This window comes from Streptomyces sp. NPDC051677 (genome assembly GCF_044453465.1).
GTDB lineage: Bacteria > Actinomycetota > Actinomycetes > Streptomycetales > Streptomycetaceae > Streptomyces.
This window is the reverse complement of the sequence record NZ_JBITCT010000001.1, coordinates 563,025-583,642: the sequence shown is the minus strand read 5'-3', so window position 1 is coordinate 583,642 and position 20,618 is coordinate 563,025. Positions and strand designations below refer to the sequence as shown.

At 69.6% G+C, this 20,618-nt stretch carries 19 protein-coding genes; 10 read left to right on the top strand and 9 right to left on the bottom strand.

What is annotated here, in order from left to right; translation table 11 throughout:
- Nucleotides 1-89: 89 nt before the first annotated feature.
- From ACIBAF_RS02565 to ACIBAF_RS02535, 7 genes are all read right to left on the bottom strand, one after another.
- Complete coding sequence (locus ACIBAF_RS02565; RefSeq protein WP_399461230.1) at nucleotides 90-1,136, bottom strand: aldose epimerase family protein; 1,047 nt, start codon at nucleotides 1,134-1,136, stop codon at nucleotides 90-92.
- 73 nt (nucleotides 1,137-1,209) lie between these two features.
- Complete coding sequence (gene mmsB / locus ACIBAF_RS02560; RefSeq protein WP_399461229.1) at nucleotides 1,210-2,454, bottom strand: multiple monosaccharide ABC transporter permease; 1,245 nt, start codon at nucleotides 2,452-2,454, stop codon at nucleotides 1,210-1,212.
- A complete protein-coding gene (mmsA, locus tag ACIBAF_RS02555) occupies nucleotides 2,451-4,001 on the bottom strand; it encodes a multiple monosaccharide ABC transporter ATP-binding protein (RefSeq protein WP_399461228.1) in 1,551 nt (516 codons plus the stop codon). Before mmsA ends, mmsB begins: the two co-directional genes overlap by 4 nt.
- A gap of 30 nt (nucleotides 4,002-4,031) precedes the next feature.
- Nucleotides 4,032-5,138, bottom strand: coding sequence for a multiple monosaccharide ABC transporter substrate-binding protein (chvE, locus tag ACIBAF_RS02550; protein ID WP_399461227.1), 1,107 nt, complete (start codon nucleotides 5,136-5,138; stop codon nucleotides 4,032-4,034).
- Nucleotides 5,139-5,285: 147 nt separating this feature from the next.
- Nucleotides 5,286-6,257, bottom strand: coding sequence for a hypothetical protein (locus ACIBAF_RS02545; protein WP_399461226.1), 972 nt, complete (start codon nucleotides 6,255-6,257; stop codon nucleotides 5,286-5,288).
- A 129-nt stretch (nucleotides 6,258-6,386) separates the two neighbouring features.
- Entirely contained in the window at nucleotides 6,387-7,391 is a 1,005-nt protein-coding gene (locus ACIBAF_RS02540; protein ID WP_399461225.1) for a zinc-binding dehydrogenase, read from the bottom strand.
- On the bottom strand, nucleotides 7,388-8,545 hold the full coding sequence (locus ACIBAF_RS02535) for a mandelate racemase/muconate lactonizing enzyme family protein (protein WP_399461224.1): 1,158 nt from the start codon (nucleotides 8,543-8,545) through the stop codon (nucleotides 7,388-7,390). Before ACIBAF_RS02535 ends, ACIBAF_RS02540 begins: the two co-directional genes overlap by 4 nt.
- Before the next feature lie 256 nt (nucleotides 8,546-8,801).
- Here ACIBAF_RS02535 and ACIBAF_RS02530 point away from each other — a divergent pair, with 256 nt between their 5' ends.
- From ACIBAF_RS02530 to yjfF, 6 genes are all read left to right on the top strand, one after another.
- Entirely contained in the window at nucleotides 8,802-9,638 is an 837-nt protein-coding gene (locus ACIBAF_RS02530; protein ID WP_399461223.1) for a hypothetical protein, read from the top strand.
- Nucleotides 9,639-10,545: 907 nt separating this feature from the next.
- The gene (locus ACIBAF_RS02525) at nucleotides 10,546-11,592 is read left to right on the top strand and encodes a LacI family DNA-binding transcriptional regulator (protein WP_399461222.1); all 1,047 of its coding nucleotides are present in this window, start codon (nucleotides 10,546-10,548) and stop codon (nucleotides 11,590-11,592) included.
- 135 nt (nucleotides 11,593-11,727) lie between these two features.
- The gene (locus ACIBAF_RS02520) at nucleotides 11,728-12,735 is read left to right on the top strand and encodes an ABC transporter substrate-binding protein (RefSeq protein ID WP_399461221.1); all 1,008 of its coding nucleotides are present in this window, start codon (nucleotides 11,728-11,730) and stop codon (nucleotides 12,733-12,735) included.
- 94 nt (nucleotides 12,736-12,829) lie between these two features.
- On the top strand, nucleotides 12,830-14,374 hold the full coding sequence (locus tag ACIBAF_RS02515) for a sugar ABC transporter ATP-binding protein (RefSeq protein ID WP_399461220.1): 1,545 nt from the start codon (nucleotides 12,830-12,832) through the stop codon (nucleotides 14,372-14,374).
- Nucleotides 14,371-15,492, top strand: a complete 1,122-nt coding sequence (locus ACIBAF_RS02510; RefSeq protein ID WP_399461219.1) for an ABC transporter permease — start codon at nucleotides 14,371-14,373, stop codon at nucleotides 15,490-15,492. Before ACIBAF_RS02515 ends, ACIBAF_RS02510 begins: the two co-directional genes overlap by 4 nt.
- On the top strand, nucleotides 15,492-16,517 hold the full coding sequence (yjfF, locus tag ACIBAF_RS02505; RefSeq protein ID WP_399461218.1) for a galactofuranose ABC transporter, permease protein YjfF: 1,026 nt from the start codon (nucleotides 15,492-15,494) through the stop codon (nucleotides 16,515-16,517). Before ACIBAF_RS02510 ends, yjfF begins: the two co-directional genes overlap by 1 nt.
- A gap of 123 nt (nucleotides 16,518-16,640) precedes the next feature.
- On the opposite strand, the gene ACIBAF_RS02500 is transcribed toward yjfF, so the two are convergent.
- The gene (locus tag ACIBAF_RS02500) at nucleotides 16,641-17,186 is read right to left on the bottom strand and encodes an ATP-binding protein (protein ID WP_399461217.1); all 546 of its coding nucleotides are present in this window, start codon (nucleotides 17,184-17,186) and stop codon (nucleotides 16,641-16,643) included.
- A gap of 190 nt (nucleotides 17,187-17,376) precedes the next feature.
- Between ACIBAF_RS02500 and ACIBAF_RS02495 the strand changes: the two genes are divergently transcribed.
- From ACIBAF_RS02495 to ACIBAF_RS02485, 3 genes are read left to right on the top strand one after another with little or no spacing between them, the layout of a single operon-like run.
- A complete protein-coding gene (locus ACIBAF_RS02495) occupies nucleotides 17,377-17,919 on the top strand; it encodes a GntR family transcriptional regulator (RefSeq protein WP_399461216.1) in 543 nt (180 codons plus the stop codon).
- Nucleotides 17,916-18,710: a GntR family transcriptional regulator gene (locus tag ACIBAF_RS02490; RefSeq protein WP_399461215.1), complete on the top strand. Its 795-nt coding sequence runs from the start codon at nucleotides 17,916-17,918 to the stop codon at nucleotides 18,708-18,710. Before ACIBAF_RS02495 ends, ACIBAF_RS02490 begins: the two co-directional genes overlap by 4 nt.
- Nucleotides 18,711-18,712: 2 nt before the next feature.
- Nucleotides 18,713-18,928, top strand: coding sequence for a hypothetical protein (locus ACIBAF_RS02485; protein WP_361703268.1), 216 nt, complete (start codon nucleotides 18,713-18,715; stop codon nucleotides 18,926-18,928).
- A gap of 63 nt (nucleotides 18,929-18,991) precedes the next feature.
- Here the strand turns inward: ACIBAF_RS02485 and ACIBAF_RS02480 are convergent, their stop codons facing one another.
- A complete protein-coding gene (locus ACIBAF_RS02480; protein WP_399461214.1) occupies nucleotides 18,992-19,438 on the bottom strand; it encodes a MarR family winged helix-turn-helix transcriptional regulator in 447 nt (148 codons plus the stop codon).
- Nucleotides 19,439-19,555: 117 nt separating this feature from the next.
- Here ACIBAF_RS02480 and ACIBAF_RS02475 point away from each other — a divergent pair, with 117 nt between their 5' ends.
- Entirely contained in the window at nucleotides 19,556-20,575 is a 1,020-nt protein-coding gene (locus ACIBAF_RS02475) for an NADP-dependent oxidoreductase (protein ID WP_399461213.1), read from the top strand.
- The last annotated feature ends 43 nt before the right edge of the window (nucleotides 20,576-20,618 follow it).

The window sequence follows — 20,618 nt, the reverse complement described above, 5'->3', positions numbered from 1 at the left end:
GCGGGCCACCCGTAGATACGGAGACTGGGGTGACACCGTTCAACCGTTGGGAAATCGGTAAGAAGTTGTGGGTCACCTGTGAAGGCGGATCAGGTTTCAAACGTGTGGATCGTCGTCGTCCGGTATGTCTGCCCGGGCCGCAGCACCGTGGAGGGGAACGACGGCTGGTTGGGCGAGTCCGGGAAGTGCTGGGTCTCCAGGCAGAGGGCGTCGCCCTGGCGGTAGGTGGCGCCGCCGGCGCCGGTGAGGGTGCCGTCGAGGAAGTTGCCCGAGTAGAACTGCAGTCCCGGCTGGTCGGTGGCGATCTTCAGGGTGCGGCCGGAGCGCGGGTCGCGCAGGGTGGCCACGTGCTCCGGCTCGGCGGTGACGCCCTTGTCCAGGACCCAGTTGTGGTCGTAGCCCTTGGCGCGGAGCTGCTGGACGTGGCCGGCCCGCAGGTCGCGGCCGATCGTCTTCGCCTCGCGGAAGTCGAAGGGGGTGCCCGCGACCTCGGCGAGTTCGCCCGTGGGGATCAGGCCCGCGTCGGTGGGCGTGTAGCGGGAGGCGGCGATCGTGAGCTCGTGGTCCTCGATGGCGCCGCTGCCCTCGCCGGCCAGGTTCCAGTAGACGTGGCTGGTGAGGTTGACGACGGTGGCCCTGTCCGTGGTGGCCTCGTAGTCGATGCGCCACTCGCCGCGCTCGGTGAGGGTGTACGTCACCTTCGCCGTGAGCGTGCCCGGGTAGCCCATCTCGCCGTCGACGCTGGTGCGGTGCAGGTGCAGGCCGACGTCGGAGCCCTCGGTGAACGGCTCGACGTCCCACACGTGCCGGTCGTAGCCGTCGGCGCCGCCGTGCAGGCTGTTGGCGCCGTCGTTGACGTCGATCTGGTGGGCCTCGCCGTCGAGGGTGAACCGGCCCTCGCCGATGCGGTTGCCGTAGCGGCCGATCAGCGCGCCGAAGTACGGGGAGTTCGCGACGTACTCCTCGACGGTGTCGAAGCCGAGCGAGATGTTCGCGTACCGGCCGCCCGCGTCCGGGACCTCCAGGGACTGCACGATCCCGCCGTAGGAGAGGACCTTCAGTCGTGTCCCGCCGTTCTCCAGCGTCCAGCTGTGGATCTCCGTGCCGTCGGCGAGCTTGCCGAAGAGCGTCTTCACGGGGTTTCCGCCTCCCTCATGCTCATGCGAAGGGCCCCGCCTTCCGGCGGGGCCCGATCCGGATCTACGAAACCTACGAGCCGGACTTGCGCTTGTTCCAGACGTCGAACCCGACGGCCGCGAGCAGGGCCAGGCCCTTGATGACCTGCTGCCAGTCGGTGCCGACGCTGAGCAGGTTCATGCCGTTGTTCAGCACACCGAGGACGAGACCACCGATGATCGCGCCGAGGACGGTGCCCACACCGCCGCTCATGGACGCGCCGCCGATGAACGACGAGGCGATCGCCTCGAGTTCGAAGCTGAGGCCCGCCTTCGGCGAGGCCGCGTTCAGACGCGCGGCGACCACCAGACCCGCCAGGGCCGCGAGCACGCCCATGTTCAGGAAGACGAGGAAGGTGACCTTCTTGTCCTTGACGCCCGACAGCTTCGCCGCCGGGAGGTTGCCGCCGATCGCGTAGATGTGCCGGCCGAAGACGGCGTTGCGCATGACGTAGCCGTAGCCGACGACCAGCGCGCCGAGGATGATCAGGATGATCGGCGCGCCCTTGTAGCTGGCGAGCAGCATCGTGACGGCGAGAACTGCGGCGGAGATGGCGACGAGCTTCAGCAGGAAGAGGTTCGTGGGCGCCACGTCCAGGGAGAACTCCTGCTGACGCTTGCGGTCGCGGACCTCCTGGAGGACCACGAACGCCAGCAGGACGAAGCCCAGCAGCAGCGTGAGGTTGTGGTAGTTGGTGTCCGGGCCGACCTCCGGGAGGAAGCCGTTGCCCATCTTCTGCAGACCGTCCGGGAACGGGCCGAGCGTCTGGCCCTTCAGGAACATCTCCGTCAGACCACGGAAGATCAGCATGCCCGCGAGGGTGACGATGAAGGAGGGTATGCCGAGATAGGCGATCAGGAAGCCCTGTGCCGCGCCGGCGGCCGCGCCGATCGCCAGGCACAGCACCAGCGCGAGCGGCCACGCCACACCGTGTTGCACGGTCAGTACGGCCGCGAAGGCGCCGGTGAACGCCGTCACCGAACCGACCGACAGGTCGATGTGACCCGCGATGATCACCAGCATCATGCCGATCGCGAGGATCAGGATGTAGCTGTTCTGCAGGACCAGGTTGGAGACGTTGCGCGGCAGCAGCAGGTCGCCGCCGGTCCACACCTGGAAGAGGATCACGAGCAGGCCGAGCGCGATCAGCATGCCGTACTGGCGCATGTTGCTGCGCAGGCCGTTCAGCACCAGCTGCAGCAGCCCGCCGCCGGAGGCTGAGCCTCCGCTCTTCTCCGGCGGCGCGGCCGCCGGGCTCTTGGTCACGTCCGTGCTCATCGCGTTACCTCTTTGTCCTTCGTCATCTGGCGCATCAGCACTTCCTGCGTGGCCTCGGCCCGCGGGAACTCGCCCGTGAGCCGCCCGGCGGCCATGGTGTAGATGCGGTCGCACATGCCGAGCAGTTCGGGCAGCTCGGAGGAGATGAAGACGACCGCCTTGCCCTGGGCGGCCAGCTGGTCGATCACCGTGTAGATCTCGAACTTGGCGCCGACGTCGATACCGCGCGTCGGCTCGTCCAGGATCAGCACGTCGGGACCGGCGAAGATCCACTTGCTGAGGACGACCTTCTGCTGGTTGCCGCCGGACAGCTTGCCCACCGGCTCGAAGACGGTCGGCGCCTTGATGTTCATGGACTTGCGGTAGCCCTCGGCGACCTGCCGCTCCTCCTGCTCGTCGACCACGCCCCGCTTGGCGACCTTTTTCAGGGCGGTCAGCGAGATGTTGCGGTTGATCGTGTCGATGAGGTTCAGGCCGTAGTGCTTGCGGTCCTCGGTGACGTACGCGATCCCGTGGTCGATCGCCTCGGCGACCGTCTTCGTGCGGATCTCCTTGCCGTCCTTGAGGACCGTTCCGCCCGCGTGCCGGCCGTAGGTGCGTCCGAAGACGCTCATGGCGAGCTCGGTGCGGCCGGCGCCCATGAGGCCGGCGATGCCGACGATCTCCCCGCGGCGCACCTGGATCGACACGTCGTCGACCACCTTGCGCTGCTGGTCGATCGGGTGGTGCACGGTCCAGTCGCGGATCTCCAGGGCCGGGGCCGCGTCCTTCTCCGCCTCGTGCGGGGTGCGCTCGGGGAAGCGGTGGTCGAGGTCGCGGCCGACCATGCCGCTGATGATCCGGTCCTCGGTCGTCTCCGCCGCCTTCACGTCGAGCGTCTCGATGGTGTGCCCGTCGCGGATGATCGTCACCGAGTCCGCGACCTTGCGGATCTCGTTGAGCTTGTGGGAGATGATGATCGAGGTGATGCCCTGCTTCTTCAACTCCAGGATGAGATCCAGGAGTTTGCCGCTGTCCTCGTCGTTCAGGGCCGCGGTGGGCTCATCCAGGATGAGGAGCTTGACCTTCTTCGAGAGGGCCTTGGCGATCTCCACGAGCTGCTGCTTGCCCACGCCGATGTCGGCGACGCGGGTCTCCGGGTGGTCGCTGAGACCGACCCGGCGCAGCAGCTCCGTGGCGTGCCGCAGGGTCTCCCGCCAGTCGATGAACCCGCCCTTGGCGTGCTCGTTGCCGAGGAAGATGTTCTCCGCCAGGGAGAGGTACGGCGACAGCGCCAGTTCCTGGTGGATGATAACGATGCCGTGCTGCTCGCTCGCCCGGATGTCCTTGAACTGGACGACCTCCCCCTCGAAGAGGATGTCGCCGTCGTAGGTTCCGTGCGGATGGACGCCGGAGAGCACCTTCATCAAGGTGGACTTCCCGGCGCCGTTCTCACCGCAGATGGCGTGGACCTCGCCCTGACGAACGGTCAGTGTGACGTCCGACAGCGCTTTGACGCCGGGAAAGGTCTTGACGATCGAGCGCATTTCCAGGACGGGTCCCGCCATGGTCGTGCCTTCCAATCCTTAAGGGTCGACTTACTTGAGCTGGTCCGCCGTGTAGTAGCCGCCCTGGATGAGTTCCTTCTCGTAGTTGGTCTTGTCGACGCCGACCGGCTGCAGCAGGTAGGCGGGGACGACCTTGGTGCCGTTGTCGTACGACTTGGTGTCGTTGATCTCGGGCTTCTTGCCGTTGAGGGAGGCGTCGACCATGTCCGTGGCGACCTGGGCGAGCTTGCGCAGGTCCTTGTAGACGGTCATCGACTGCTGGCCCGCGATGATCGACTTCACCGAGGCGAGCTCGGCGTCCTGGCCGGTGATGACCGGCAGCGGCTTGGCCGCGGTGCCGTAGCCGTCCGACTTCAGGGCGGCGATGATGCCGATGGAGATGCCGTCGTAGGGCGAGAGCACCGCGTCGACCCGGCCCTTGGTGTACGCCGAGGTGAGGTTGTCCTCCATGCGCTTCTGGGCGGTGGCGCCGTCCCAGCGCAGGGTGGTGACCTGGGTGAGCTTGGTCTGGCCGGACTTGACCACGAGCTTCTTGCTGTCGATGTACGGCTGGAGCACGCTCATCGCGCCGTTGAAGAAGTACTTGGTGTTGTTGTCGTCGTTGGAGCCGGCGAAGAGCTCGATGTTGAACGGACCCTTGCCGCTCGCCAGACCCAGCTTGTCGACGATGTACTGGCCCTGGAGCTTGCCGACCTTCTCGTTGTCGAAGGACGCGTAGTAGTCGACGTTCTTCGTGCCGAGGATCAGACGGTCGTAGGAGATGACCGGGATCTTGGCGTCGGCGGCCTGCTGGAGGACGTTGTTCAGGGACTTGTTGTCGATGGCGGCGACGATCAGCGCCTTGACGCCCTGGGTGATCAGGTTCTCGATCTGGGAGACCTGCTGGTCGGGGTCGTCCTCGCCGAAGACCAGCTTGGTCTTGTAGCCCTTGGCCTTCAGGTCCTTCTCGACGTTGGCGCCGTCGGTGATCCAGCGCTCGGAGGACTTGGTCGGCATCGAGATGCCGATCGTCCCGCCCTTGCTGTCGGCCGGCTTCTCGTCGCTGCCGCCCTCACCGGACTGGCCGCAGGCGGACAGGGTCAGGGCGAGGGAGGCGGCTCCGGCTATGGCGGCGAGGGCGGCTCTGCGGTTACGCATGATCATCATCCTTGATGTGTGTGCAGGGGATCGGTCTCGCGGTGCCGAGGGCGCTCCCGGCGCTGACGCCGGGAAGACCGAGAAGAAGAAGATGTGTGGGATTCTGGGTGCCTGTGGTGGCTTCTGTGAAGCGAGGTTTCCGGAACGTTATGACCGGGCGTCGAACCTGTTCAGTTCGCCGGGCAGACGCGAGCCGAGAGGCGCCATGTCTGCGTCAGCTCCGTGCCGGGCGAGCAGGTCGAGGGCGAGCCGTCCGCGCCGCACCCGTTCCCGGGCGGTGGAGAGCGTCAGATCCCGCATGTGGTGGCCGTACGGGTAGATCCCCGGGGCCTTGGACAGGCCGAACTTCAGGTAGAGCGGTGCGCCGCGCCGGATCAGCTCGGCGACCTCGTACATCCGGATGTAACCGCCGAGATCGTCGGGGGCCTCGATGTACATGTCCATGGGGGCGCCGGACACCCGGCGGATCTCGGTGAGGTGATCCAGCGTCAGGTCGCTGGGCACGTTGATCGAGTCGCCGCCGAGCCGCTCGTACACCGCGTACGAGGCCGGGTTGACGGGGCCGATGAGCGCCGACACCTTCAGCGTGGTGTCGGCCGGGATGATGCCGGCCTGGCGGGCGCGGTGCAGCGTCCACAGCACGCCCTCGTCGGCGACGAGAAGGCACTTGACGCCCAGCTCCGTGGCCCGGACGGCGTCTTCGACGCACCCGGCGACGGCGTCGTGCCCGCGGGCTCTGAGGCCCCCGCCGCGCGAGTCGGTGCGGATGGAGCCGCCGATGTCCCAGGTGCCACGCGGGCCCGTGAACAGGCAGAGCTCGATGTCACGCTCGCCGGTGGCCTCGACCATCTCGGTGATCTCGGCGTCGGAGAGCATCCACACGCCGCTGCCCTGGCTGATCCGGTGGATCGGCACGTCGAGGCGGGAGGCTTCCTTGAGGATGACGGCCAGCGCTTCGGGACCCTCGCACGAGGGGACCTCGGTGCGCCAGCGGCCGCCGCCCGGGAAGGTGTGGGCGGAGGCGTCGGCGGGGTCGGGCGCGGGCGCGCCCAGGCCGAGCGTGGTGAGCGCCTGCTCACCGGGTCGACGGGGGGCCGTGGCGGAGGCGTCGGTCGTCACAAGCTGTCCTTCGTGTTCGATATTTCGGACGAGGTTCGCGGCTCAAGGCGTGCGGGGTGCGGGGTTGGGATGTACGCCGGTACGGGGGCCGTCAGGTCGCCCCCGTACCGGCGTACGGCTAGGGGTGGCCTAAGGCCGGAGCAGCACCTTGCCCACCTTCGGATCGCCGGATCCCACCAGCTCGATGGCCTCGGAGAACGCGGCGAGCGGCAGCTCGTGGGTGACCAGCGGCAGCGGATCCAGCAGACCGGCCCCGAACACCCGCACGGTGTGCGACCAGGCGTCCGGCGGCGCCCCGAAGACGGTGTGCACCTCCAGCTGGCGTACCACCAGGTCCGTCGGGTCGAGCCCGTCGGCGCCCGGCGCCGGGATCCCCGTGAGGACCAGACGTCCGCCGCGCCGCAGCAGCGAGGCGGCCGTGCGGGCGGCGGAGGCCGAACCCGCGGTCTCGATGACGACGTCGAAGTCGTCGGGGAGCTCCTGGTCCCGGGTGCGGAAGTCGGTCGCCCCGAACTGCCGGGAAAGCGTCTCCCGGTCGTTCCGGGTGCCCACCACCAGCAGCTCGGCCGGCGAGCCCGCCTTCAGGAACTGGACGGCGAACATGCCCAGGGTGCCGGTGCCGACCACGGCCACCTTCTCGCCGGGCAGCGCACGGGCCTTGATCGCGGCGGCCGCGATGCAGGCGGCGGGCTCCAGGAGGGCGGCGGCCGTGAGGTCGGCGTCCTCGGGGAGCACGTGCAGCAGGCGGGCCGGCAGGGTGAGGGTGGCGGCCATCGCCCCGGGCTGGGTGAAGCCCGTCTCCTCGTACCCGTCCGTGCACAGCGTCGTCTCGCCCGCGTGGCAGCGGTCGCAGACCTGGCAGTTGCGGAAGCCCTCGCCCACCACCTTGCGGCCGACGAGCGACGACGGGACCCCGGCGCCGACCGCCTCGACCGTCCCGGACCACTCGTGGCCGGGGGTCAGCGGGTAGCGGACGTATCCCTCGGGCCGGTTGCCCTGGTACACCTCGCGGTCGCTGCCGCAGATGCCGGTGGCGTGCACCCGCACCAGCGCCTCGCCGGGCTCCGGCTGCCGGGGCTCGTGCGGGACGAGCCGGTGCTCGCCCGGCGCCTCGACGACGACGGCGGTGCTCACTTGCCGGCCTTGGGCTTGCGCTGCTCCCAGCCCTCGGCCCACAGGTCGAAGCGGGCCTGCTGCTGCGGGAACTCGGCGGCGGCGTCCACGTCCAGCTCGACGCCGAGGCCGGGCTTGTCGGAGAGGTGGAAGTAACCGTCGATCACCTCGGGCGCGCCCTTGACGACCTTCTTGATCTCCGCGTCCGCGAAGTCGTTGAAGTGCTCAAGGATCTTGAAGTTCGGGGAGGTGAACCCGACCTGGAGGGAGGCCGCGGTCAGGACCGGGCCGCCGACGTTGTGCGGGGCGACGAGCATGTAGTGCGTCTCGGCGGTCGCCGCGAGCTTGCGCGTCTCCCAGATGCCGCCGATGTGGCCGACGTCCGGCTGGATGATGTCCACGGCCTGGCTCTCGAAGAGCTCGCGGAACTCGATCCGGTCGTGGATGCGCTCACCGGTGGCGACGGGGATGTCGACCTTGGCGGCGACCTTCTCCAGCGCCTTCAGGTTCTCCGGCGGGCAGGGCTCCTCCAGCCAGGCGGGCTTGAAGGGCGCGAGCTCGTTCGCGAGCCGGACGGCGGTCGCGGGGGAGAAGCGGCCGTGCATCTCCAGCATCAGCTCGGCGTCCGGCCCGATGGCGTCGCGCACGGCCTCGATGAGGGAGACGGCGTACAGGGTCTGCTGGTGGTCAAGCTCGAAGTGGCCGGTGCCGAAGGGGTCGATCTTCAGCGCCTTGTAACCGCGCTCCATGACCCCCTGGGCGGCCTTGTGGTACGCCTCCGGCGTCCGCTCGGTGGTGTACCAGCCGTTGGCGTACGCCTTGACCTTGTCGGTGACCTTGCCGCCGAGCAGCTGCCAGACCGGCACCCCGAGGGCCTTGCCCTTGATGTCCCAGCAGGCCATCTCGACGACGGCGATGCCGGACATCACGATCTCGCCGGCGCGCCCGTAGTCGCCGTACTTCATCCGGCGGGTGAGGTCCTCGACAGCGAACGGGTCGGAGCCGAGAATGTGGTTGGCCTCGGCCTCCTTCAGGTAGCCGATCAGCGCGTCGGTGTGGCCCAGCATGCGGGTCTCGCCGACACCCGTGATGCCCTCGTCGGTGTGCACCAGGACGTAGGTCAGGTTGCGCCAGGGCGTCCCTACCACGTGAGTGCTGATTCCGGTGATGCGCACGGAAGTTACCCTTCGGCTGTTCGAGATTTCGTCACATGTTCGAAATGCTGGGCAGACAGTAAGTTTCGCGTGAGGGGGGTGTCAATGGGTCGAACGAGTAACGGTTTCGACACTTTCGAGGCCCTTGCGAAAGTCGAAGGGTCGACGGTGTGTGACAGGTCACTCAAGTCGCCGCGCCGGTATGGCCGGTTTCCCACACAACTTTCACAGCCGAGCCTGGGAACGTGACCGTCCGGGAACTTAGTCTTCCCGCGTCATGGACTACTGCCACCCGTGCCGAAGGCACCTCAACGGCGCCCTCGCCTGCCCGGGGTGCGGCGCACCTGTTCAGCAGCTACGCGCGTATCCGCCCACCGCGTACGAACCGGAGCCGTATGCGCCGGAACCGTACCCGCAGGAGCCGGAGCCCGAGCCGTACGCGGTGGACGCGTCGGCGCACGAGGCGCACGAGGCGCCCGGCGGCCCGGACGATCGCGACGATCATGACGATCGCGAAGCCGACGGCGGCGAGCCCCAGGGGCGCGCCGCGCGCCGCCGCGGGCAGGGCCGGGGTGGCCGGCGGGGCCCCGAAGGCGAGGCCGCCGCATCGGACGCGAGCCGTCGCGACCGCAAGGCCTCGGCCCACCGCCGGCGCCGTAAGCGCGTGGTGCTGATCACCGCCGGCTTCGTCCTGGCGGCGGGCGGCCTGAGTCTGGCCGAACTCGGCGTGGACGCACCGGGGTTCTCCTCGCCCCACAACCCCGAGGCGGCCGGGGGCGAGTCGTCCGAGGTCGACGGGGAGGCGCGGGAAGCGGCGGAGCCGAGCGCGTCCGCGCAGCCGCTGGACGACAGGACGGCCCCGGGCTCGGCCACGGCCTCCTCGTCCCCGAGCTCCTCCGCCTCCCCGTCGGCGTCGGAGTCCGCGAAGGACGGCAAGGCCACGCAATCCCCGGGCAAGGAAGCCCAGTCGGCCACCCTCCCGGCCTCCTCCAGGCCGACGTCCCCGTCGGACCCGGGCTCCGGCTCGGACCCCACCCCGACCGCCGCCCCGACCACGACCCCGCAGCCGTCCCCGACCGAGACCTGCACCCGCTTCCTGTGGTGGTGCTCCTAGCACCCCACTGCACCGCCCCGCCCGCTCCCACCGACCACCTCGCCCCACACCCGCTCCCCCCGCCCGGGCCGCTTCGCGTCGGCTCCTGCCGGGCGGTTCGCTTCGCGTCGGCTCCTGCCGGGCGGTTCGCCTCGCGTCGGCTCCTGCCGGGCGGGCCGCCTCGCGTCGGCTCCTGCCGGGCGGGCCGCCTCGCGTCGGCTCCTGCCGGGCGGGCCGCCTCGCGTCGGCTCCTGCCCGGCGGGCCGCTTCGCGTCGGCTCCTGCCCGGCGGGCCGCTTCGCGTCCGCTCCCGCCGGGCGGTTCGCCTCGCGTCGGCTCCCGCCGGCCGGGTCGCCCCGCGCCCGCTCCCGTTCGCTTGCGTCGGACTCCGGCAGGTGAGCCGTCGGGGGAATGCCGGCCCCGTTGGACGTTCGTCCAGGACGGCGTGGGCGATGTCCAGGACGGTGGGGGGGGGGATGTCCAGGACGGTGGGGGGGATGTCCAGGAACGGGTTGATGTCCTGGGGTCGCGCACATCGCCTGGGAGGTGGACCGAGGTCGCGAGCGGCGCCGTCGTGTGGGCCGTCGTCGGGGCGCTGCTCGGCGTGGATGCCCGGATCGGGCCTACAGGCCTCTGACCAGGGTAGATGCATGATTGTTGTCATGTACGTTATGGAACCGTGACGACCTTCCGGTGCAACCCTCTTGACCGCCGTGAATTGTTAGCGCTCACAATGACCTCCGCATTCACCAGTCAGCGTCCGACGCGAACACGGGAGTTACGAGCGGTGTGCCCCTAGTGTCCCAACTCGCCTTCATTCCCCGTGCCGTTGGACTCACCGGAACCCCGGCGTGACGTCGGCGGCGCGGGACCGACCAGCAGCCCCAGCACAGGACTTACCGGCAGACCGGCGCCAAGGAGGTGCGGCCGTGACACACACTCAGCTTCGGCCGCCCACCATGGCGGACGTGGCACGCCAGGCCGGTGTGTCCCACCAGACCGTGTCCCGCGTGCTGGGGGACCACCCCAACGTGCGGGACGAGACGCGGGCCCGGGTGCTGCGTGCGATCGAGGAGATGGGCTATCGCCGCAACTCCTCCGCACGGGCCCTGGCGACCCGGCGCACCCGGACGCTGGGCGTGGTCGCCTCCGACACCACCCTCTACGGGCCGGCCAGCACGCTGTTCGCGCTCGAGGAGGCGGCACGCGCCGAGGGCTATCTCGTCTCGACGGTCAGTCTGCGCAAACTGACCCCGGAGAGCGTGTCCGAGGCGCTCGACCACCTCAGCGAGGGCGGGGTGGAAGGCGTGGTCGCCATCGCCCCGCAGCGCTCGGCGGTGGACGCGCTGGCCGAACTCCGCCATCCGTTCCCGGTGGTGATCGTGGGCAGCGGGCCGGGAGTGGACATCCCCGGCGTCAGTGTGGACCAGCACCTCGGCGGGCGGCTGGCCACCGGCCACCTGCTGGCCGCGGGCCACCGCACGGTCTGGCACCTCGCCGGCCCCGAGGACTGGCAGGAGGCGGCCGACCGGGCCGCCGGCTGGCGGGCGACCCTCGAAGCGGAGGGCGTCGAGCCGCCCATGCTGCTGCGGGGGGACTGGAGTCCGCTGTCGGGCTACCGGGCGGGCCAGGAACTGGCCGGCTGGGTGGGCCGGGGGCTGACCGCCGTCTTCGTCGCCAACGACCAGATGGCACTGGGGGTGTTGAGGGCCCTGCGGGAGGCGGGGGTCCGAACCCCCCAGGACGTCGCGGTGGTCGGCTTCGACGACATCCCGGAGTCGGAGTTCTTCGCTCCTCCGCTCACCACCGTCCGGCAGGACTTCGCGGCGGTGGGCAAGCAAGGCATCGCGCTGCTCCTGGAGCTGATCGAGGGCCGGCCGCCCGCCGCCGCCTCCCGGATCGCGATCGAACCCCAACTCGTCGTGCGCGCCAGTACGTTCCCGTCCGCCGCCCAATCGGAGCGCGCACCCCTCTGACCCATCAGTCGGACGCACATGCCCAGCGGTGTGGCCGACATATCGAACGATGATCGACAGGCTGGACGCAGTATGGCCGGTCCCATCGAGTACCAGCAGGTCCGTCCCCGGGCCGGCTCTTCAAAGGAGAAGAACATGCTCAGCAGAAGAAACTTCCTCACCGCGGCGGTCGGCGTGGCGGCCGCGGGCGGTCTGACGGCCTGCGCCAAGAAGGACGACAGCGACACCGGCTCCTCCTCCGCGGGCGGCAGCAAGACGATCAAGCTCGGCTTCTCCCAGGTCGGCTCCGAGAGCGGCTGGCGCAGCGCCAACACCACCTCGGTGAAGGACGCCGCCAAGGCGGCGGGCTACTCCCTCCAGTTCTCCGACGCCCAGCAGAAGCAGGAGAACCAGATCTCCGCGATCCGCAACTACATCGCGCAGAAGGTGGACGTCATCGCCTTCTCGCCGGTGGTCGTCACCGGCTGGGACGCGGTGCTCAAGGAGGCCAAGGCCGCGAAGATCCCGGTGGTCCTCACCGACCGCTCCGTGGAGACATCCGACGACTCCCTGTACGTCACGCTGGTCGGCTCCGACTTCACCGACGAGGGCCGTCGCGCGGCCAAGATCCTGGAGAAGGTCATCGCGAAGGCCGGGCTCAAGGCCCCGGTGAAGATCGCCCAGTTGGAGGGCACCACCGGCGCCGCCCCGGCGATCGAGCGCGCCAAGGGCTTCAAGGAGATCATGGACGCGGAGCACAAGGCGGACTGGAAGATCGTCGTCAGCCAGACCGGTGACTTCACCCGCGCCGGCGGCAAGCAGGTCATGGCGGCCTTCCTGCAGTCCAACCCGGACATCAACGTGCTCTTCGCGCACAACGACGACATGGCCATCGGCGCCATCCAGTCCATCGAGGCGGCCGGCAAGAAGCCCGGCAAGGACATCCTGATCGTCTCGATCGACGGCGTGAAGGACGGCTTCGTGGCCATGTCCGAGGGCAAGATCAACGCCATCGTCGAGTGCAACCCGCTCCTCGGCCCCCAGCTGATGGACGTCGTGAAGAAGGTCAAGGACGGCCAGACGGTCGAGCGCTGGATCAAGACCAAGGAGGGCGACTTCATGCAGGACCAGGCCAAGGCCGCGCTCCCGAGCCGCAAGTACTGACCGACGCACCCACCGGCAGGGAGCCTCCGGCCGACCGAGCGCCCTCGGTCCCGGGGCTCCCTGCGGGCCTGAACCAATCTCAAGGAGCACTGCCATGGCAGAGCCGAGGCCCGTCCTGGAAATGGCGGGCATAGTCAAAGAGTTTCCGGGGGTACGGGCTCTGTCGGACGTCGACTTCCGGCTCTTCCCCGGCGAGATCCACGCCCTGATGGGCGAGAACGGGGCGGGCAAGTCCACGCTCATCAAGGTGCTCACCGGCGTCTACTCCCTGGACGGCGGCACGATCACGCTGGACGGCCGGTCCGTGCGGATCGCCAGCCCGCTGCAGGCCCAGCAGTCCGGTATCAGCACGGTCTACCAGGAGGTCAACCTCTGCCCGAACCTGTCGGTGGCGGAGAACATCTTCATCGGGCGTGAACCGACCCGCATGGGCCGCATCCAGTGGAAGCAGCTGCGCCGGCAGGCGGCGGAGCTGGTGGACCGGCTCGGACTGGACATCGACGTCAGCCTCCCGCTGTCCTCCTACCCGCTGGCCGTGCAGCAACTGGTCGCGATCGTCAGGTCGTTGGGCACCGGCGGCGCAGACGGCGACGGCGAGGGCCCGGCTGCCAAGGTGCTGATCCTCGACGAGCCGACCTCCAGCCTCGACCGGGACGAGGTCCTCCAACTGTTCGCCCTGATGCGGCGGTTGAAGGACGAGGGCGTCGCGATCCTGTTCGTCTCGCACTTCCTCGACCAGATCTACGAGGTCTGCGACCGGATGACCGTCCTGCGCAACGGCACCCTCGTCGGCGAGCACATGGTGTCCGACCTCGACCAGGTCGGACTCGTCCAGCTCATGCTCGGCAAGGCCATGGGCCAGCTGGACGAGCTCCACGAGCACCAGCTGCGCTCCGACGCGGGCGACACCCTGGTCCAGGCGGACGGCCTCGGCAGGACCGGCGGCATCGCCCCGTTCGACCTGGAGATCAAGAAGGGCGAGGTGATCGGGCTCGCCGGCCTCCTCGGCTCGGGCCGCACCGAACTCGCCCGGCTGCTCTTCGGCGCCGACCAGCCGGACAGCGGCAAGGTGACCATCGGCGGCAAGCAGGTCTCGATGAGCGCCCCCAACGACGCGATCGGCGCCGGGGTCGCGTTCTGCTCCGAGAACCGCAAGAGCGAGGGCCTGGTCCCCGACCTGACGGTGCGGGAGAACATCATCCTGGCCCTGCAGGCGGCGCGCGGCTGGACCCGGCCCATCCCGGCCTCCCAGCGCGACGAACTCGTCGCCAAGTACATCAAGGCGCTGGACATCCGCCCCGCCAACCCCGAGGCCAGGGTCGGCCAGCTCAGCGGCGGCAACCAGCAGAAGGTGCTGCTGGCCCGCTGGCTGATCACGAGCCCCAAGCTGCTGATCCTGGACGAGCCGACGCGCGGCATCGACATCGGCGCGAAGGCGGAGATCCAGAAGCTCGTCGTCTCCCTCTCCGAGGACGGCATGTCCGTCCTGTACATCGCGGCCGAGCTGGAGGAGGTACTCCGGCTCAGTCACACCATCGGAGTGCTGCGCGACCGCCGGCTGGTGGCGCAGATCGCCAACGGGCCGGAGATCACCACCAGCCGGATCCTGGAGACCATCGCGAGCGGAGAGCACCAGTGACCACGTCGTCGACCCCCTCTTCCCGATGGCGGGCGCTGACCCGCCACCACCTGTTCTGGCCGGTAGCGGTCCTCGTCCTCCTGCTGCTCGTCAACGTCCCCTTCACGCCCGACTTCTTCTCGATCAAGATGGCGGACGGCCACCTCTACGGCAGCCTCGTCTCGATCGTGCTGTTCGGATCGCCCCTCATCCTGGTGGCGGTCGGCATGACCCTGGTGATCGCCACCGGCGGCATCGACCTCTCCGTGGGCGCCGTGGTCGCCATCACCGGAGCACTGGCCTGCTCGTACATCAGCGACCAGTCCGACCAGGGCGCCCTGTCCGGAGTGCTGCTCGCGATGGGCCTCGGGCTGCTGGCCGCGGTCGTGTGCGGCCTGTGGAACGGCTTCCTGGTCGCCCGGATGGGCATCCAGCCGATCATCGCCACACTGATCATCATGGTCGCCGGCCGCGGTGTCGCCCAGCTGATCACCGACGGCCAGATCATCACCATCAACAGCGAGCCGTACAAGCTGATCGGCGGCGGCTACTGGCTGACGCTGCCGTTCTCGATCTTCGTGGTGGCCGCGGTCGTGGCCGTCACCGTGGCGCTGACCCGCCGCACGGCGCTCGGCCTGCTGGTCGAGGCGGTCGGCGGCAACGCCGAGGCCAGCCGTCTGGTCGGCATCAGGTCCCGGCGTATCAAGATCATGGTCTATATGTTCTGCGCCCTGTGCGCGGGCATCGCGGGTCTGATGATCAGCTCCAACACCTCGGCCGCCGACGGGAACAACGCCGGCCTGTGGATCGAACTCGACGCGATCCTCGCCGTGGTGATCGGCGGCACCTCGCTTCTGGGCGGCCGGTTCTCCGTCGGCGGCACGGTGGTGGGCGCCCTCGTCATCCAGACGCTGACCACCACGATCTACACCATCGGCGTGCCGACCCAGACCAACCTGGTCTTCAAGGCCGCCGTCGTCATCGTGGTCTGCCTGCTGCAGTCCCCGAAGTTCCGCGCCAAGGTCTTCGGCGCCAAGTTCGCCGGCGGGTTCGGCGCGAAGGCGGGCGCCAAGCCGGCCGAGGCCAAGGCGGACACCGCCGCGGCGACCGAGGCCGCCCCCAAGATGGAGGTGTCGTGATGACCACGACCACCCAGAGCCCCCCGGCCGCCCCGGACACCCGTACCCCGTCCAAGGCCGCGCGCCTGCTCGGCGACCGGCGGCTGCCCGTCGCGGTGACGGCCCTGCTCTTCCTGCTGATGTACGTCGGGGGCCTGGCCCGGTACCAGTACTACGGTTTCGGCGAACCGCAGGTCTTCCTGAACCTGTTCATCGACAACGGCTATCTGCTGGTCGCCGCGGTCGGCGTCACCTTCGTCATCCTGTCCGGCGGCATCGACCTGTCCGTCGGCTCGATGATCGGCTTCACGACGATGTTCACGGCCTGGCTGGTGGAGCGTCAGGGACTGCCGCTCCTGCTCGTGATCCCGATGGCGCTGGCCGTGGGAGCCTTCGGCGGCTTCCTGATGGGCTATGTGATCCACAACTTCGAGATCCAGCCCTTCATCGTGACCCTCGCCGGCCTGTTTCTCTTCCGCGGTCTGTGCCTGGTCATCAGCAAGGAGTCGATCTCCATCAGCGACTCCACGGTGAGCAGCATGGCGACGGCGCAGGTGTCGCTGGGGATGGGATTCCTGTCGATCGGCGCGATCGTCTCGCTGGTGGTCCTCGCCGTGGCGTTCTACGTCCTGCACTACACCCGCTTCGGGCGCCGGGTGTACGCCATCGGCGGCAACGAGCAGTCGGCCATGCTGATGGGTCTCCCGCAGGGCGGCACGAAGATCGCCGTGTACACGGTGAGCGGGTTCTGCTCGGCGCTGGCCGGACTGCTCTTCACCCTGTACATCCAGTCCGGTGACCCGCTGCACGCGACCGGCATGGAGCTCGACGCGATCGCCGCGGTCGTCATCGGCGGCACGCTGCTGACGGGCGGCTCCGGCTACGTCCTGGGCACCCTGTTCGGCGTTCTCGTCCTGGGCCTGATCAAGAGCATCATCCAGTTCGAGGGCACGCTCAGCTCCTGGTGGACGAAGATCGCCACCGGTGTGCTGCTGTGCGCGTTCATCCTGGTCCAGCGCTTCATGACGACCCGAAAGAAGAGCTGAGCCGGAACCGGCGTGCCCGGCCCGCGGCCCCTGCCACCGTCGACGCGCTGCGTGGGCGGCCCGGCGGGCCGCGGGCCGGGCGCCGTCGTGCTCCCGGGACGCGCCGCGTCAGGACGTGCCGCCTCAGGACCCTCCGGTGATGGACCCTCCGATGATGGACGTTCCGGCTCCGGACGTTCCGGCTCCGGATGTTCCGGCTCCGGACGTTTCGGCTCCGGATGTTCCGGCTCCGGATGTTCCGGGTCCGGACGTTTCGGCTCCGGACGTTTCGGCTCCGGACGCTCCGGGTCGGCTGTCCGACTTGAAGGCCACCCACACGGTCTTGCCGATGGCGTGCTCGGTGACGCCCAGGTCGTCCGCCAGTTCACGGACCAGGTGGAGGCCCCGGCCCGAACAGGAGTCCGGCGTCGGTGGGGGCGAGGGCGCGGGATGGTCTCCGGTGTCGCGCACCGACAGGCGGATCAGCGGGCCGTCGAGGGTGAGGTTCACGCAGTACTGCCGGCCCGGAGGGACGCCGTGCAGCAGGGCGTTCGTGGCGAGTTCCGACGCGCACAGCGTTATGTCGTCCAGCCGGTCGACGCAGCCCCAGTCGGTGAGGACCTGGTGGACGAAGGTGCGGGCGGCCCGTACCGAGGCGCGCGAGCGGGGGAAACGACGTTGCCGTGACAAGGGCACGGGGGCCACCTCCGGTGGTTCTGGGGCGTCCTGCGGCGATACCTTACTGTTATTCGCGAAAGGCGACAAGGTGGTGCAAGGTAGCTGAGGGTGGCTCGGGGTGGCGGTCTACGGATGGGGCGGGTCGCCTACCGTGTAGGGCGGCAGGGTCGGAAGAACGGTCGGCCGTAAACAGGAGGACGTCGTGGGTGCGAGCGGTTGGGTCAGCACGTCGTTGCCGTATCTGACGCCGCGGGGGACGGGACAGGGCGACCCGTGGGCGGCGGAGGCCGCGGCCCGGGGCCGACGCGGCACCCAGCGCATCGTGCACGCCGGCGAGGTGCCCGCCCCCGCGGACGTGGCGGCGCTGTTCGGCGTCCCGGAGGGCGAGCCGGTCGTCGTGCGCCGGCGCCTGATCCTGCTCGACGACGAGCCCAGCGAACTGACCGACACCTACTACCCGGTGGCCATAGCCGCCGGCACCCGTCTCGCCGGCACCGCCAAGATCCCCGGCGGCGCCCTCGCCCTGCTCGCCGAACTCGGCCACGTCGGCGTCCTCGTCCGGGAGGACGTGACGGCCGGGATGCCCGACGAACAGGAGCGCCAGGCCCTGCGCACCGCCCGCGAGGAGCCCGTCCTGCGGCTCGTCCGGCTCACGCTGGACCGCGACGACCGGCCGATCCAGGTCGACCGTATGGTGATGCCTGCCCTACGGCAGAGGCTGCGCTACCAGATCAGGATCGGATGACCGTGCCCAAGGCAGAACCGGAAGCCGTCGACCGCCGATCCCTGCACGAGCGGATCGCGGCCGATCTGCGCGACGACATCATGAGCGGAGAGCTCGCCCCCGGCGCGAACCTGCCCACCACCGCCCAGCTCAAGGAACGCTTCGAGGCGTCCGGCGCGACGGTCCAGAAGGCCCTGCAACTCCTCAAGGACGAACGCCTGGTGGTCGGCAGGGCGGGCGCCGCCGTCACCGTGCGCGAGCATCGCCAGCGCACCGTCCGGCCGGCCGCCCTGATGACCCCGGGCGGCCCCGGAACGCCCTACCGCTGGCTCGCCGAGGCCGCCAAGCACGGCACGCACGCCCGCACCGAGCTCCTCGACGTCACGGAGACCTGCCCGCCCGCCGACGTCCGTGCCGCCCTCGGTCTCCCGGCCGACGGCCTCGCCGTGCTGCGCGGCCAGATCCTCCTCGTCGACGACGAACCCGCCGAACTCGTCGAGTCCTACTACCCGTTGGACATCGCCCGGGGCACGCCCCTCGCCGAGCGCCGTCGCATCAAGGGCGGCACCCCGGGTCTGCTGACCGAACTCGGTCACCCGCCCCGCCGCAGCACGGACCGGGTCTCCGCCCGTGTCCCCACCCAGCGGCAGTACCAGGCCCTCCACCTCACCAGCAGCATGCCGGTGCTGCGTACACTGCGTGTCGTCCACAGCGACGACGACCGTCCCGTCGAGGTCACCGTGATGGTGAAGGCGGGTCATCTCTACGAGCTGCAGTACGAGTTCACCGGTGAAAGAGGGGGAGAGGCGTGATCGTGCTCGTTCTTGTGGGGGTGCTCGTGCTCGTCCTGGGCGGCTGCGCCTGCGTCTGGTGGACGGCCCGGGGCGACGCTCCGCGCTGGGCCCGCGTCGTGTCGGCGGCGACTCTCGCGATGGGCACCGTGGCCGGTGCGTTGACCAGCAAGAACCGGAAGTCGTCGAGCGGGGACACGGTCTCGGACTCGGGCGGGGACTCGGGCTCGGACAACTGAGGCGCGGCCCACGGGCCGGGTCCCGCGACTCACGCCTCTCACGCGCTTACGCCTCTCACACGCTTACGCCGCCAGCATCCGCTGGAGCATCCCCCGCAGCAGCACCCGCTCCTCCTCGCCCAGCCCCGCCAGCGGCTCCCGGGCGAACCGCAGCGACTCGCGCAGCCCCTTGGCGATCCGCCGGCCCTCGTCCGTCGACGCCGCCAGCTTCACGCGCCGGTCGGCCGGGTCGGGACGCCGCTCGACCAGGCCGCGGGACTCCAGCCGGTCGACGATGCCGGTCACGTTGGACGGCTCGCACTTCAGCTTCTGCGCCAGCTTGCGCATGGGAAGCGGCTCCAGCGAGAGCAGACTCAGCAGCCGCGCCTGCGCGCCGGTGAGGGCGTGGCCGGCGGCGGCTTCCTCGTAGTCCTCGTAGAAGCGGGCCACGACCTCGCCGATCAGCTCGACGACCTCCATGGTCAGTGCGTCGGGGCGGGGACTCGGGGAAGTCGGATGTGAGGTGGCCATGGTGCCAGGGTACCCCGTTTACTTGACAACATGAAATATTCAGGAGCATGGTTGTTTCAGGTACTGAAGCAATTTGTGAAGCCCCTGCAAGCGTGCGACATGTGAAAGGCAGCCCCCATGACCGACTCCGCCCTCCCCACCACCAGCCGCGAGTGGCGCCTGCTCAGCCGTCCCGTCGGCTGGCCGAAGCCCGAGGACTTCGAGCTGGCCGAGGCGGACATCCGGCAGCCCGGCCCGGGCGAGGTGCTGGTGCGCAACGCGTACGTCTCCGTCGACCCCTACATGCGCGGCCGCATGAGCAGCGCCAAGTCGTACACCGCCCCCTACGAGCTGGGCAAGGCCATGCAGGGCGGGGCGGTCGGCGAGGTCGTCGCCTCGAACGCCGAGGGCATCGCCGCCGGCGACCACGTCCTGCACTTCGGCGGCTGGCGCGAGTACGCCGTCTTCGACGCCAAGCAGGCCGTCAAGGTCGACCCCGAGGCCGCGCCCCTCTCCACCTACCTCGGCGTCCTCGGCATGACGGGCCTCACCGCCTACGCCGGTCTGCTGCGCACCGCCTCCTTCAAGGAGGGCGACTCCGTCTTCGTGTCGGGCGCGGCCGGCGCCGTCGGCAGCCAGGTCGGCCAGATCGCCAAGCTCAAGGGCGCCTCCCGGGTCATCGGCTCGGCCGGCTCCGACGACAAGGTCAAGCTCCTCGTCGAGGAGTACGGCTTCGACGCGGCCTTCAACTACAAGAACGGCCCCGTCGCCGAGCAGCTGCGCGCCGCCGCCCCCGACGGCGTCGACGTCTACTTCGACAACGTCGGCGGCGACCACCTGGAGGCCGCCATCGGCTCCCTCAACCTGCACGGCCGGATCGCCGTCTGCGGCATGATCTCCGTCTACAACAACACCGAGCCCGCCCCCGGCCCGAAGAACCTCGCCCGCATCATCCAGACCCGCGGCCGCATCGAGGGCCTCCTGGTCGGCGACCACTACGACCTCCAGCCGCAGTTCGTCCAGGAGGTCGGCGCCTGGGTCCGCTCCGGCGAGCTGAAGTACCGCGAGACGGTCGTCGAGGGCATCGAGAACAACCTGGAGGCCTTCCTCGGGGTCCTGCGCGGCGACAACACCGGGAAGATGATCGTCAAGCTCTGACCGTCGTCCCGCGCCCACCCGCGCCCGCCCGCGCACGCCGAAG

Excerpts from the sequence above, each read along its gene's own strand:
- mmsB (WP_399461229.1), bottom strand. The coding sequence starts at position 2,454 with ATGAGCACGGACGTGACCAAGAGCCCGGCGGCCGCGCCGCCGGAGAAG.
- mmsA (WP_399461228.1), bottom strand. The coding sequence starts at position 4,001 with ATGGCGGGACCCGTCCTGGAAATGCGCTCGATCGTCAAGACCTTTCCC.
- chvE (WP_399461227.1), bottom strand. The coding sequence starts at position 5,138 with ATGCGTAACCGCAGAGCCGCCCTCGCCGCCATAGCCGGAGCCGCCTCC.
- ACIBAF_RS02530 (WP_399461223.1), top strand. The coding sequence starts at position 8,802 with ATGGACTACTGCCACCCGTGCCGAAGGCACCTCAACGGCGCCCTCGCC.
- ACIBAF_RS02520 (WP_399461221.1), top strand. The coding sequence starts at position 11,728 with ATGCTCAGCAGAAGAAACTTCCTCACCGCGGCGGTCGGCGTGGCGGCC.
- ACIBAF_RS02515 (WP_399461220.1), top strand. The coding sequence starts at position 12,830 with ATGGCAGAGCCGAGGCCCGTCCTGGAAATGGCGGGCATAGTCAAAGAG.
- yjfF (WP_399461218.1), top strand. The coding sequence starts at position 15,492 with ATGACCACGACCACCCAGAGCCCCCCGGCCGCCCCGGACACCCGTACC.
- ACIBAF_RS02490 (WP_399461215.1), top strand. The coding sequence starts at position 17,916 with ATGACCGTGCCCAAGGCAGAACCGGAAGCCGTCGACCGCCGATCCCTG.
- ACIBAF_RS02480 (WP_399461214.1), bottom strand. The coding sequence starts at position 19,438 with ATGGCCACCTCACATCCGACTTCCCCGAGTCCCCGCCCCGACGCACTG.
- ACIBAF_RS02475 (WP_399461213.1), top strand. The coding sequence starts at position 19,556 with ATGACCGACTCCGCCCTCCCCACCACCAGCCGCGAGTGGCGCCTGCTC.